Genomic DNA, 13,365 nt, shown 5'->3' with positions numbered 1-13,365 from the left:
CCTCCGTACCGGCTAAAGAGCAGGGCAGGATCGGCGCGCGCAGGCTACGGGCGCGGGCGGCGGGGGTAGGCCAGTCCGGGCCGGGCGCGCCGACCGGGGAACGGGCGCGCGGCTCGCTCGACAGGGGGATGGCCGGTGAAAGTCGTCGTCGATCTGACGCGTTGCCAGGGGTACGGGCAGTGTGCCTTCCTCGCGCCCGACGTCTTCACCATGCGCGAGGAGTCCCTCCTGTACGACCTCGACCCCGGCGACGAGCGGCGCGAGCACGTGCTGCGCGCGGCGGCGGCCTGCCCCGTCCAGGCCATCCACCTCGACTGGACGGCCACCCGGCTGACGCCCGAGCCGCCCGGCCCGCCGGCGCGCGGGATGACCGACGGGCGCATCGTCATCGTCGGCGCGTCCCTGGCCGGGGCGCGGGCCGCCGGCGTCCTCAGGCGGGAGGGCTTCACCGGGTCGCTGACCGTGATCGGCGACGAGCCCGCCGAGCCGTACGACCGGCCGCCGCTGTCCAAGCAGGTGCTCATGGGGCAGGTCGCGCCCGACCACGTCATGCTGCCCCATCTGCGCGAGGTCGAGGCCGACTGGTTGTGGGGCACCCGGGCGACGGGCCTGGACGTGGCCGGCAAGCGCGTCCTGCTGGCCGACGGCCGCGAGGTCGGCTTCGACCGGGTGCTGCTGGCCACCGGCACCCGCGCCCGGCCCTGGCCGCACGAGGAGCAGGCCCGGCTGACGGGCGTGCACACGCTGCGCTCGATGCGGGACGCCGCCGGCCTGCGGGAGGCGCTGGCCGCCCGCCCCAACCGGGTGCTCATCCTGGGCGCCGGGTTCACCGGCAGCGAGATCGCCTCGGTCTGCCGCGAGCTGGACCTGCCCGTGACGGTCGTCGAACGCGGCCCGGCCCCGCTCGTCAACGCCCTCGGCGGCGTGATCGGCGACGTCGCCGCCCAGCTCCACCGCGAGCACGGCGTGGACCTGCGGTGCGGCACCACGGTCACCGCGCTGGAGGGCGACGGGCAGGGGCGGCTGCGCGGCGCCCGTCTGTCGGACGGCAGCACGGTCGAGGCCGAGGTCGCCGTCGTCGCGCTCGGCTCGGTGCGCAACGTCGAGTGGCTGCTGGACTCGGGGCTGGCCGCCGGTGTGTGGGGCGTGGCCTGCGACGCCGGCTGCCGCGCTGTGGACACCAACGGCCTGGTGACCGACGACGTCTTCGTCGCCGGCGACATCGCCCGCTTCCCGCACCCGCTGTACCAGTACCAGTTCATGACGCTGGAGCACTGGGGGAACGCCGTCACCCAGGCCGAGATCGCGGCCCACAACATGGTCAGCGACCAGACCCACCGCTGGCCGCACCTGTCGGTGCCGGTGTTCTGGTCCAGCCAGTTCGGGGTCAACATCAAGTCGGTGGGCGTGCCCACCTTCGCCGACGAGCTCGTCGTCACCCAGGGCTCGACGGACGAGCGCCGCTTCGTCGCCGTCTACGGCTACCAGGGCCGGATCACCGCCGCGGTCACCTTCGACCAGGGCATGTGGCTGGAGTTCTACCAGCGGCTGATCGAGCGGGCCACGCCCTTCCCGCCCGCCTTCCGGCACGTGGACATGCGGGGGGAGGCGCGACCCGTGCCGGCCCGGGTGCCCGAGCGGCTGGTCGCGGCCGAGGGGGCGACGGTCGTGGTGACCGGCCACGACCCGGCCGAGCGGCGCGCCTCGCTGCTGCACGCGCCGCAGGGCTGACCCGGCAGGAATTCAAGGACAGGAGTGCAGGACATGACCTCGGACGCCGCCATGCAGCGCATCCTCGACCCGGCCGGCCGCGCCGACCCCTACCCGTTCCTCGGGGAGCTGCGCCGCAACCCGGTGACGCGCCTGGCGGACGGCTCGTACGTCGTCAGCACGTACCGGGAGATCGTCGAGCTGCTGCACGACCCGCGGGTCAGCTCCGACCGGCGCAACCTGGCGAACGCGCCGGAGGAGCCGGAGCACGCGCCCGCCTTCATCAGGCTCGACCCGCCGGAGCACGACCGGCTGCGCCGGCTGACCATGCGTCACTTCGGCCCGCCGCACTCGCCGGGCGTGGTGGACGGGCTGCGCCCGATGATGCTGGCCACCACCACCGAGCTGATCGACGCCCTGGCCGGCAAGAACCGGGCCGACGTCGTGGACGAGGTCGCCTACCCGCTGCCGATCGCCGTCATCTGCCGGCTGCTCGGCGTGCCGGCCGAGGACGAGCAGCAGTTCCACGCCTGGGCCGACCAGATCGTCGAGACGCTCGGTCCGGGCGAGGAGGACCGCGCCGAGCGGGCCCGCGAGCGCCAGGCGGTGTCGCAGAACCTGGAACGCTACCTCGCCGGGCTGGCCGAGGCGCGGCGGCGGGAGCCGGGCGACGACATGTTGTCCGGGTTCGTCACCTACGAGGGCCCGGACGGCCGCATGACGCCGGAGGAGGTCGTCGCCACCTCCCTGCTGCTCCTCATCGCCGGGCACGAGACCACGATCAACCTCATCGCCAACGGCATGCTCACCGTGCTGCGCGACCCCATGCTGCTGGAACGCCTGCGCGCCGACCCCGACCTGGTCATCACCACGGTCGAGGAGCTGCTGCGCTTCGAGCCGCCCGTGCAGCTCGTCTCCTCGCGGGTCACCCTCGACGACGTGGTGGTCGGCGGCGTGACCATCCCGGCCGGCTCGCCCGTCGTGCTGGCGCTGGCGGCGGGCAGCCGGGACCCGGCCCACGTGCGCGAGCCCGACCGGTTCGACCCGTGCCGCCGGCCGAACGAGCACCTGGGGTTCGGGGGCGGCGTCCACTACTGCTTCGGCGCGCCGCTGGCCCGGCTGGAGGCGCAGATCGTGCTGGGTGAGCTGGTGCGCCGGGTGCGCAATCCGCGGCTGGTCGCCGACCCGCCGCCGTACCGCCCCAGCCCGGTGCTCCGCGGCCCCCGCCACCTCCTGATCGACTACGACGGCATCGCCCCCGCCTGACCCGCCCACGGCGCCCCCGCTGGGCCGGAAGCCGGGGGCTGCCGTCGCTTCCTCCCGGTTCGGGCGTTTCGCGGGGTTGTGACGTTGATCTGTGACTTCGGGTGCAGTTGAATGAGCGGGTGCGTGCTGGGCGGGTGGTGTCTCCTGTTCTGGTTGGGCGGGAGAAGGAGCTCGCCCGGCTCGTCGCGCTGGTCGCCGGGGCGCCCGCCGTGGCCGTCGTCGAGGGCGAGGCCGGCATCGGCAAGTCCAGGCTGACGGCCGAGCTGCTCGGCGGTCCCGCGGTGGCGGGCCTGCGGGTGCTGAGCGGGGCCTGCGTGCAGATCAGGGAGCCGTTCCCGCTGGGCCCCGTCGTCGAGGCGTTACGCGGACGAGCGTCCGAGCTGGCCGGCGCGGCGCTGTCACCGGTCGCCGGGGCGCTGCGCGAGCTGCTGCCCGAGCTGGCCGGGGTGCTGCCGGAGACGCCGCCGCCGCTCGACGACCGGGCGGCCGAGCGGCATCGCGTCTTCCGCGGGCTCGCCGAGGTGCTGACCGCGCTCGGCCCCGCCGTCCTGGCTGTGGAGGACCTGCACTGGGCCGACGGGCAGACGGTCGAGTTCCTGACGTACCTGATGTCCGTGCTGCCCGGCACGCTGCGGGTGGTGCTGACGTACCGGAGCGAGGAGGCGTCCGGGGCGGTGCGGGCGATCACGGCCCGCGCCCCCGACACGATCACGGCCGAGCACCTGGTGCTGCCGCCGCTCGACGCCGCCCAGACCCGGGTGATGGCCTCGGCGATCCTCGGGGCCGAGGAGGTGACGGCCGAGTTCGCCGAGCACCTGTGCGGGCGGGCCTCCGGCCTGCCGCTGGCCGTGCAGGAGCTGCTGGCGCTGCTGCGCGACCGCGGCACGCTGATCCGGTGGGAGGGCGGCTGGGCGCGGCGGGCCCTGGAGGAGCTCGACGTGCCGAGCGGCGTGCGCGCCTCGGTGCAGGAACGGGTGGCCCGGCTCTCCCCGGGCGCCAAGGAGGTGGCCGAGCGCGCCGCCGTGCTGCAGCTCCCGGTGCCCGTCGCGCTGCTGTCGGGGCCCGACGTCGGGGCGATCGACGAGGTACTGGGCTCCGGGCTGTTCGCCGACACCGGCGGCCTGGTCGGGTTCCGTCACGTGCTGGCGGCGCAGGCGGTCTACGAGGCGATCCCGCTCGGCCGCCGGCAGGCCCTGCACGCCGCCGCCGCCGACACCGTACGCGAGCTGCGCCCGGTGCCGCTGGGCCGGCTGGCCCACCACCTGCGCCAGGCCGGCCGGGCCGGGCAGTGGGTGGCGGCCGCGATCGAGGCGGCCGAGCAGGCGTCCCGGCTCGGTGACGACGCCGAGGCCGCCCGCCTGCTGGAGGACGTCCTGCGCGGCGCCGACCTGCCCGCCGCCCGGCGGGCCGAGCTGACGGTGAAGCTGGGCTGGGCCGCCTTGGAGCTGCTGCGCCCGCCGCCGGTCGCCGACCTGGTCACCGGCGCGCTGGAGCAGGACGTGCCGCCCCCGGTGCGCGGCCACCTGCGCCTGCTGCTCGCGCTGCACCTGGAGCGCACCCGCACCGACGGCGCCCGCATCGGCGAGGCCTTCGCGCGGGCCGCCGACGACCTGGCCGGCGAGCCGGGGCTGGCGGCGTGGGCCATGGCCGGGGTCGGCCGCCCGCCCAGCGGCCTGCCGCCGGAGGAGAGCAGGTCGTGGCTGGAGCGGGCGCTGGCGACCCTGCCCGCGGTCGCCGACCCGGCCATGCGGATGCTGGTGCTCGGCAAGATCGCGATGATCTTCGTGGTGATGGGCGACCCGCGCTGGGCCGCGCTCGCCGACGACCTGCTGCGCGAGACCGGCGGACGGCGGCTGCTGCGCCGCGAGGTCAACGCCTACCGCTCCATCGGGGGCGCGGCCCTGTTCAGCGGGCACCACCGGCGGGGCCGCCGCCTGCTGACCGCGGCGGTCGAGGAGGGCGCCGAGCCCGACCTGCGCGAGCGGCTGGAACTGCGCTGCCTGGTGAACCTGGCCGCGGCCGACTACTTCGAGGGCTCCTGGCAGGGCCTGCCGGCCAGGCTCCAGGAGCTGCGCGACCAGTTCGGCGACGAGCCGCACGAGCGCATCCTCCTCGACATCGTGACCGCCTGCCTGGCCGTGGTGCAGGGCCGTCAGGAGGCCGCGCTGCCGTCGTTGCTCGACGCCGCCGCCGAGGCCCGCACCCGGGGGCAGTACGACGACCTGGTGCTGCCGCTGGCGATGTCGCTCCGGCTGAGCGCCGCGCGGGGCGAGCCGGAGGCGGCGATCGAGGCGGCCGTCGAGGCGGGCCGCCACTGGGAGGCGAGCGAGCTGTGGCCGGTGGCGGTCCGCGCGCTGCCCGCGCTGACCGAGGCGCTGCTCGTGGCGGGCCGTCCCGAGGAGGCCGCCGACGTCGTCGCACGGCACGCCGCCCGGCTGGCCGGGCGCGACGCGCCGCTGGCCGGGCCCGCGCTCGCGCAGGCCCGCGGCCTGCTGGCGGCCGCCGGGGAGCAGTGGGCGCGGGCCGCGACCGAGTTCACCGCCGCCGCCGACGCCTTCGAGACGGTCCCGGCGCGGTACGAGGCGGCGCAGGCGAGCGAGCAGGCCGCCGCCTGCCTGTTCGCCTCCGACGACCCCGAGGCCGCCGTCCGGCTCGGCCGGGCCGTCGCGGTGTACGCCGAGCTCGGGGCGCGCTGGGACCTCGACCGCGCGACCGGGCTGGGCCGCAGGTGGGGCGTCCGCCCGGCGGCGCAGAGCGCGCCCGCGCAGGCGGGGAACGACCACGCCCTGTCGGCCCGGCAGGAGCAGGTGGCCCGGCTGGCGGCCGAGGGGCTGACCAACCAGGAGATCGCCAGGGAGCTGTTCCTGTCGCCGAAGACGGTGGACAAGCACGTCAGCGCGGCCATGCGCAAGGTGGGGGCGCGGTCGCGGACGGAGCTGGCCCGCCACCTCCTCCCCAGCGACTAACCCCAAAATGGGGATTTTTCCCCATAGGGCACCCCATACCCCACCCCATACGTCTGCCGCGACACTTTCGGCATGTCCGACACCATCCAAGACCCCGACCGGCCGGACCCGGACGACCCGGCCCCCGACGTCCCCTCCCCGCACGAGGAGGCCCCGGAGCCCCCCCGCCCACCGGACGGCTTCGAACCCGTCTGACCCTTCCGGACGGTCATGGAACCCCGCCCTTCCCGGACGGCCATGCCCCGGTCCACACCCTCACGGACGGTTCCTCCCTCCGGGCCGTGGGCCCGCCGCCGCCGTCCGAACCCCTCCCCCGCCAGAAAGGCCACCATGGCACTGCCCCGCCCCCCGCTGGCGCGCCGGACAGGCGTCCTGCTGACCGCGGTCACCGCGCTCGCCGGCGTGCTGACCGCCGGACCGGCGACCGCCGCGACACCGGACACCCCCGCACCCGGCGCCCCCGCCGCTCCCGCAGCGCCCACAACGCCCACAACGTCCGCGCAGCCCGCCAAAGACGTCGCCCTGTCCGGGGTGCGCGCCCAGAAGGTCGTCGTCACGCTGATCACGGGTGACAAGGTCCAGCTCACCCGGTCCGCCACCGGCCGGTACCGCGTCGAGCCGGCCCCCGGCACCCGCCAGGACGGCCGCCGCATCAACCTGTTCACCCAGTTCACCCCGGACGGCGTCTTCGTGCTGCCGGACGACGCGGTCTCCGCCGTCCAGGCGGGCCTGGTGGACCGGCGGCTGTTCGACGTCAAGTACCTGGCCGAGAACGGCTACTCCGACGAGGTGGCCAAGCGGCTGCCGGTCATCGTGCAGTACCCGGGCGACCAGCCGGAGGCCGCGGTCAAGCGCTCGGCCGCCGCCGTCCCCGCCAGCGAGCCCACCCGGACGCTGGAGAGCATCCACGCCTCCGCCCTCGACGTCACCAAGGCCGAGGCGGGCGCGTTCTGGGAGGCCGTGCGCGGCGGGCGGCCCGCCGGCGAGGGCCTGGCCAAGTCGCCCGGCACGCTGCGCGGCGGCATCGCCAAGCTGTGGCTGGACGCCAAGGTCAAGGCCGACCTGGACGTGAGCGTCCCGCAGATCGGCGCCCCCAAGGCATGGGAACGCGGCCAGGACGGGACCGGCGTGAAGATCGCCGTCCTGGACACCGGCGCCGACACCGGCCACCCCGACCTGGCCGGCCGGATCGCCGACAGCAAGTCGTTCGTCCCCGACCAGCCCGTCCAGGACGGGCACGGGCACGGCACCCACGTCGCCTCGACCATCGCCGGCACCGGCGCGGCCTCGGGCGGCAAGTTCAAGGGCGTCGCCCCGGGCGCGCAGCTCGTCGTCGGCAAGGTTCTCGACAACACCGGCTCCGGCCAGGAGTCGTGGATCATCGAGGGCATGGAGTGGGCCGCGCGCAGCGGCGCCAAGGCCGTCAGCATGAGCCTCGGCGGCCCGCCCAGCGACGGCACCGACCCGCTCAGCCAGGCCGTGAACGACCTGACCGCCGAGACCGGCACGCTGTTCGTGGTCGCCGCGGGCAACCTGTACGAGGCCGAGACGATCAGCATGCCCGGCGCGGCCGACGCCGCGCTGACCGTGGCCGCGGTGGACAAGAGCGACAAGCTCGCCGCGTTCTCCAGCCGCGGGCCGCGCCCCGGCGGCGGGCTCAAGCCCGACATCGCCGCGCCCGGCGTGGACATCGTGGCCGCGCGGGCGGCCGGCACCGCCATGGGCTCGCCGGTGGACGACCACTACACCGGCGCCTCCGGCACCTCCATGGCCACGCCGCACGTGGCCGGCGCGGTCGCGATCATGGCGCAGCGGCACCCGGACTGGACGGCCCAGCAGCTCAAGTCCGCCCTGATGTCCACCTCCACGGACGACGGCTTCACCGTCTACGAGCAGGGCGCCGGCCGGGTGGACCTGGACCGCGCGACCCGGCAGCAGGTGTTCGCGACGAGCGGCGGCGTGGACTTCGGCCTGCTGGAGCCCGGCAGCGCGACGAAGAGCGGCGAGATCTCCTACCGCAACCTGGGCGACCAGCCCGTCACGCTCACGCTGAAGGCGGCGATGGGCGCCGCCAGGCCGGTACTCGCCGACGCGACGCTGACCGTCCCCGCCGGCGGCACCGCCGCCACCACCGTCACCCTCGACCCGGCCGAGCTGCCCGTCGGCACCTACAGCGGGGCCGTGACGGCCGAGGCGGACGGCGTCCGGCTCAGCACGCCGCTCGGCGCTGTGCGGGACGCCCCCAAGTACGACCTGACCATCCGCACCATCGACCGGGACGGCAAGCCGCGCACCCCGTCGGCCATGAGCGTCCTGGACGTCGACGGCAACAAGGGCGAGCTCGGCCCCAACCGCATCGACGACGTGGGCCTGGTGGTGAGCCGCGTCCCGGCCGGCACCGTCAGCCTGCTGCAGGTGCTCGACTGGGTGGACGCCGACGACCGCGCCAACCGGGCCTGGCTGTTCGAGCCCGAGCTGACCGTCACCGGCGACATGGAGATCACCCTCGACGCCCGCAAGGCCACCGAGGTCAGCTTCCGCGCGCCGAAGACCGCCCAGCCGCTGAACAACACCTACGACGTCTTCTTCCAGCGCACCCTGCCCAACGGCAAGGTCTTCGGCGGCACGCTGCTCTCCAACCGCCCGCTCGGCGCCTGGGAGAAGGTGTGGGCGCTGCCGACCAAGAAGGTCACCAAGGGCGGCTTCCGCTTCGCCGGCCAGTGGGAGCTGGGCGTGCCCGAGGTCACCATGACCATGCGCACGCCGAGGCGCACGACCCTGCACCCGGTCACCCGCGTCCACACGATCGACGGCGGCGAGATCCACCCGGGCTATGTGCCGTTCGAGGGCGCCAAGGACCTGCGGGTGGTCGACGCCGGCAAGGGCCGTCCCGAGGACCTCGCGGGCAAGGACCTGCGCGGCGCACTCGTGCTGATCGACGCCGAGCCCGCCGAGGGCATCTTCGGGCCCGCGTGCGGCCTGCAGATCGAGCGGGTGGGCCCGATCAGGGACGCGGGCGCCGCCGGCGTCCTGGCCTTCAACGAGAAGGCCGCCACCTGCCCGATCCCGCTGCCCATCTCGCAGAAGCCGTTCAGCGGCCCGTTCCAGCCGGTCAACATCCCCGTCGCCTACGTCTCCAACGCCGAGGGCCGCAAGATCCGCGAGGAGGCCGGCCGGGGCGGGGTGACCGTCCGGGTCGAGGGCACGCCGAACACGCCGTACTCGTACGTGTTCCGCCCGACCGTGGACGGGCGCGTCCCCGACTCGATGCGGTACGAGGTGACCGAGCGCCAGCTCCACCAGGTCGACCTCGACGTGCACGCCGGGCCGTACACGAAGTACATGAACTGGCGGGCCTCGTGGCGGACCGACGACATCTCCTACACCACGACCAACACCAACATCCTGCAGTGGTCGGCCCCGCTGCCCGAGCGCAGGACGCAGTGGATCTGGCCGCTGGACCCCAAGCTCGTGAGCGAGGCGGGCCTGTCCGCGCTGGTCACGTCCGCGCCCGGCGAGGAGGTCCAGGAGTCCCGCTACCGGCACGAGGTGTTCGACCGGCCGGGCACCACCGTCCAGAAGTGGTTCGCCACCCCGAGCACGCCGGGCGCCTCGACGGCCTCCGACAAGCTGTACGCGCTCGGCGGCCCCGCGGACGCGCCCCCGCTCAGGCAGCTCGTGATCGGCGTGCCGTGCGCGATCTGCGTGCACGACGGCAACCTGTGGGTGACGCCGTCGATGGTCAACGGGGTCGGGGACCGGCGTGACGACGGCGTCGCGTTCGGCGACCTGGTGCCCCAGTACGAGCTGCACCTGTACCGCGACGGCAAGGAGCTGCCGAACGCCCCCCTGCCGGGCTTCGACACGCTGCCACGCTACCCGCTGCCCAAGGAGCCGGGCACCTACCGGCTGACGGCCAGGAACGCCCTGTCGGACATCGAGTGGACGTTCACCGCGCCGCCGGCCAAGGAGCAGCTGCGGCCGGGCGCCAACTGCTACGCCTGGTTCGTCGACGGGCTGGTCGAGCAGTGCCGCACCACCCCCGCGGTCTACGTCAGCTACGACCTCGGTGACACCCTGTCCGCCGGCAACACGGTGGCGGCCGGGCGCAGGCACACGTTCGAGCTGGAGGCCTACCACGGGCCGTCGGCGGCGAAGATGCCGGCGATCGCGGGCGTCAAGCTGTGGACCAGCACCGACGACGGCGCCACCTGGCAGCCCGCCGACCTCAGGCGGGGCCGGGACGGCGTCTACACCGCCGGCGCGAAGTACCCGGCCTACCGCGCCACCAAGGGCGCGGTGAGCCTGAAGGTGGAGGCGTGGGACGCGGCGGGCAACCGCCTCAGGCAGACCACCCTGCGCGCCTTCGACCTCCGCTGACCCGCCGACCGCGGCCGCCCACCCCGGCGGCCGCGGTCACCCGCCGAACAGGACCCGCTCGGCGGTGCGGCCGAGCTCGCCCGCGCTCCACCAGCGATGCCCGAGCCCGTCGTCGGCGGGCTCGGGCAGCTCCATGCCGGGGACCCGGGCGAAGAAGTACGTGTGCACGGTGTGGAACCGGTGTCCCCGCACCGACCACTCCCCCGCGTTGACGGCCACCGGCCCGCCCAGGTCCGCCCTGCCGATCCGCTCATGGCGGTACGGTGAGCACCCGGCGGCGTACGGCCACCGGGACGGAAAGCGAAGGGACCCGCGCACCATGAACGCCACCGGACCGGACAAGGGCCCGGCGGCGGCCTGGCGGCGGGCCCGCGCCCGGCACGGCTGGCTCGACCACCTGTCCCGCGCCGTGCTGCGCTACGACAAGGCCGACGGCGGCCGGTTGTCGGCGGCCCTCACCTACTACTCCTTCTTCGCCACCTTCGCCCTGGCCCTGCTGGCGTTCGGCATCCTCGGCCACGTCATGGACGACCCGACGGTCCTCGCCACGGTCCAGCACTACCTGAGCGAGAACTTCCCGCGCCTCGACGTCCAGGCGTTACGGGAGGCCGGGGGCACGGCCGGCGCGGTGGCCTTCGTCGCGCTGCCGATGACCGGGCTGTTCTGGATGGACACCCTTCGCTCGGCCACCCGGGCGATCTGGGGGCTGGAGGAGTATCCGGGGCGTTTCCTCCTGCGCCAGCTCATCGACCTGGGCGTGATGGCCGGGCTCGGGATGCTGCTCGCCCTGTCGCTCGCCGTCGCCTTCGCCGCCGAACGGCTGCTGACCTGGCTGGCCGTGCTCACCGTGGGCGTCGAGGCCCTTCCGGCCCAGTGGGTGCTCACCGCGGCCGGGATCGTGCTCGGCCTCGGCGTGAACACGCTGCTGGCCATGGCGCTGCTGACCGCGCCGCCGCGGCTGCGGGTGCCGCTGCGCCGCGTGATCGGCCCGGCGCTGGTGATCACCGCCGGGCTGGAGATCCTCAAGACGATCGGCCAGGTCTACGTCAACCTCACCGCGGCCAATCCCGCCTACCGGGTGGTCGCCGGCGCGGCGGGCATGCTGCTGTTCCTGAAGGTGCTCAACCAGCTCATCCTGTTCGCCACCGCCCTGACGGCGACCGCCACGTCGGGCCACGTCAAGGATCTGGCCGTGCGGCGGGCCCGTTGACAGGGTAACCAACCAAGCGCATGCTCGTTTCGGCGAGGGGGCCGACCGGCTCTCCCCTGTCGAAGGGATCATCGATGCGACCAGCCTCACCGGCCTCCGACGACCTCACCCCCCGCGGGCGCAGCCGCCGCACCCTGCTCGTCGCGGGCGGGATCCTGGTCACCGGCGCGGCGCTCGGCCAGGATCCGGCCTACGCCGAGGCCGACTACGACGTGGTGGTGGTCGGCTCCGGGGCCGCCGGGATGACCGCCGCCCTCACCGCCGCCAAGCGCGGCCTGAGCACCGTCGTGCTGGAGAAGGCGCCGACGTTCGGCGGGTCGGCGGCGCGGTCGGGCGCGGGCATCTGGATCCCGTGCAACGAGGTGATCCTGGCCGCCGGGGTGCCGGACACGCCCGCCAAGGCCGCCGCGTACCTGGCCCGCGTGGTGGGCGACACCGTCCCGGCCGCGCGGCAGCAGGCGTTCCTGGACGCGGGGCCGCAGATGATCTCGTTCGTGACGCGCAACAGCCCGCTGCGCTTCCGGTTCATGGAGGGGTACTCCGACTACTACCCGGAGTTCCCCGGCGGGATGCCGGGCGGGCGTTCCATCGAGCCCGACCAGTTCGACGGCAACCTCCTCGGCCCGGAGCTGGCCCGGCTCAACCCGCCGTACATGGCGACCCCGGCGGGCATGGTCGTCTTCAGCGCCGACTACAAGTGGCTGACGCTCGCCCTGGTCAACCCGAAGGGCGCGGAGGTGTCGGCGGCGTGCCTGCTGCGCGGCACGCAGGCGGCGTTGCGCGGCGAGAAGCCGCTGACGATGGGCCAGGCGCTGGCCGCCGGGCTGCGCGCCGGGCTGCTGGCCGCCGGGGTGCCGGTGTGGCTGAACACCCCGCTGCTCGGCCTGCACGTCGAGGGCGGCCGGGCCGCGGGCGTGGTCACCCCGGCCGGGGTGGTCAGGGGCAGGCGCGGGGTGATCGTCGCATCGGGCGGGTTCGAGCACAGCGCGGCGATGCGGGCCGAGTTCCAGCGCCAGCCCATCGGGACGAGCTGGACCGTCGGCGCCAAGGAGAACACCGGCGACGGCATCGAGGCCGGCGAGCAGGCCGGCGGCGCGCTGGACCTGATGGACGACGCCTGGTGGGGGCCGGTGATCCCGCTGCCCGGCGAGCCGTACTTCTGCCTGGCCGAGCGGACCCTGCCGGGCTGCGTCATCGTCAACGGCGCCGGCCGGCGGTTCGTCAACGAGGCCGCGCCCTACAGCGACGTCGTGCACGTCATGTACGACCGCAACACCCCGTCCGACCCGCACATCCCCGCCTGGCTGATCATCGACCAGCAGTACCGCAACAAGTACCTGTTCAAGGACATCGCGCCGCTGCTGCCCTTCCCCGACTCCTGGTACGACAGCGGCGCCCTGTTCAGAGCCCCGACGATCGAGCAGCTCGCCCGCAGGATCGGGGTGCCGGAGGCCGCCCTGCGCGCCACGGTCACCCGCTTCAACGGCTTCGCCCTGGCCGGGCGGGACGCCGACTTCCACCGCGGCGACAGCGCCTACGACCACTACTACGCCGACCCGTACGTCCGGCCGAACCCGTGCCTGGCGCCGCTCTGGCTGCCGCCGTTCTACGCATTCAAGATCGTCCCTGGTGACCTGGGCACCAAGGGCGGGCTGCGCACCGACGCGCGCGCCCGCGTCCTGCGCGCCGACGGCTCGGTGATCCCCGGCCTGTACGCCGCCGGGAACGCCAGCGGCGCCGTCATGGGCCACAGCTACGCGGGCTCGGGCTCGACCATCGGACCGGCCATGACCTTCGGCTACGTGGCCGCGAACGACCTGGCCGGCGGCTGAC

8 protein-coding genes are annotated in these 13,365 nt (G+C 74.7%); 7 read left to right on the top strand and 1 reads right to left on the bottom strand.

Going from position 1 to position 13,365, the window contains the following annotated elements; genetic code table 11:
- The first annotated feature begins 135 nt into the window (after nucleotides 1–135).
- From ACIBK9_RS50820 to ACIBK9_RS50800, 5 genes are all read left to right on the top strand, one after another.
- Nucleotides 136–1,731: an FAD-dependent oxidoreductase gene (locus tag ACIBK9_RS50820; protein ID WP_397166572.1), complete on the top strand. Its 1,596-nt coding sequence runs from the start codon at nucleotides 136–138 to the stop codon at nucleotides 1,729–1,731.
- Nucleotides 1,732–1,764: 33 nt separating this feature from the next.
- Nucleotides 1,765–2,976, top strand: coding sequence for a cytochrome P450 (locus tag ACIBK9_RS50815; RefSeq protein ID WP_358298301.1), 1,212 nt, complete (start codon nucleotides 1,765–1,767; stop codon nucleotides 2,974–2,976).
- A gap of 137 nt (nucleotides 2,977–3,113) precedes the next feature.
- Nucleotides 3,114–5,942, top strand: a complete 2,829-nt coding sequence (locus ACIBK9_RS50810) for an ATP-binding protein (RefSeq protein WP_397166570.1) — start codon at nucleotides 3,114–3,116, stop codon at nucleotides 5,940–5,942.
- Between the two features lie 72 nt (nucleotides 5,943–6,014).
- Nucleotides 6,015–6,137, top strand: coding sequence for a hypothetical protein (locus ACIBK9_RS50805; protein WP_397166568.1), 123 nt, complete (start codon nucleotides 6,015–6,017; stop codon nucleotides 6,135–6,137).
- Nucleotides 6,138–6,272: 135 nt separating this feature from the next.
- Nucleotides 6,273–10,322 (top strand): S8 family peptidase, encoded by a 4,050-nt coding sequence (locus ACIBK9_RS50800; protein ID WP_397166566.1) that lies wholly within the window; start codon nucleotides 6,273–6,275, stop codon nucleotides 10,320–10,322.
- 36 nt (nucleotides 10,323–10,358) lie between these two features.
- On the opposite strand, the gene ACIBK9_RS50795 is transcribed toward ACIBK9_RS50800, so the two are convergent.
- Nucleotides 10,359–10,643, bottom strand: a complete 285-nt coding sequence (locus ACIBK9_RS50795; RefSeq protein WP_397166565.1) for a hypothetical protein — start codon at nucleotides 10,641–10,643, stop codon at nucleotides 10,359–10,361.
- On the opposite strand from ACIBK9_RS50795, the gene ACIBK9_RS50790 reads away from it, so the two are divergent.
- Together ACIBK9_RS50790 and kstD are read left to right on the top strand one after the other, a co-directional pair.
- Nucleotides 10,642–11,532 carry a YihY/virulence factor BrkB family protein gene (locus tag ACIBK9_RS50790; protein WP_397166563.1) on the top strand — a complete coding sequence of 297 codons (891 nt, stop codon included), beginning with the start codon at nucleotides 10,642–10,644 and terminating at the stop codon, nucleotides 11,530–11,532. The genes ACIBK9_RS50795 and ACIBK9_RS50790 overlap by 2 nt on opposite strands.
- Before the next feature lie 74 nt (nucleotides 11,533–11,606).
- Entirely contained in the window at nucleotides 11,607–13,364 is a 1,758-nt protein-coding gene (kstD, locus tag ACIBK9_RS50785) for a 3-oxosteroid 1-dehydrogenase (RefSeq protein WP_397166561.1), read from the top strand.
- The last annotated feature ends 1 nt before the right edge of the window (nucleotide 13,365 follow it).

It is taken from the genome of Nonomuraea sp. NPDC050227 (assembly GCF_044459705.1).
In the GTDB taxonomy this organism is placed as follows: domain Bacteria; phylum Actinomycetota; class Actinomycetes; order Streptosporangiales; family Streptosporangiaceae; genus Nonomuraea.
The sequence above is the reverse complement of the archived record's forward strand: the minus strand, read 5'-3'. Positions and strand labels throughout refer to the sequence as shown.

Bases quoted from the DNA above. Each gene is read 5' to 3' on its own strand.
- ACIBK9_RS50815 (WP_358298301.1), top strand. From the start codon at position 1,765: ATGACCTCGGACGCCGCCATGCAGCGCATCCTCGACCCGGCCGGCCGC.
- ACIBK9_RS50805 (WP_397166568.1), top strand. From the start codon at position 6,015: ATGTCCGACACCATCCAAGACCCCGACCGGCCGGACCCGGACGACCCG.
- ACIBK9_RS50800 (WP_397166566.1), top strand. From the start codon at position 6,273: ATGGCACTGCCCCGCCCCCCGCTGGCGCGCCGGACAGGCGTCCTGCTG.
- ACIBK9_RS50790 (WP_397166563.1), top strand. From the start codon at position 10,642: ATGAACGCCACCGGACCGGACAAGGGCCCGGCGGCGGCCTGGCGGCGG.
- ACIBK9_RS50795 (WP_397166565.1), bottom strand. From the start codon at position 10,643: ATGGTGCGCGGGTCCCTTCGCTTTCCGTCCCGGTGGCCGTACGCCGCC.
- kstD (WP_397166561.1), top strand. From the start codon at position 11,607: ATGCGACCAGCCTCACCGGCCTCCGACGACCTCACCCCCCGCGGGCGC.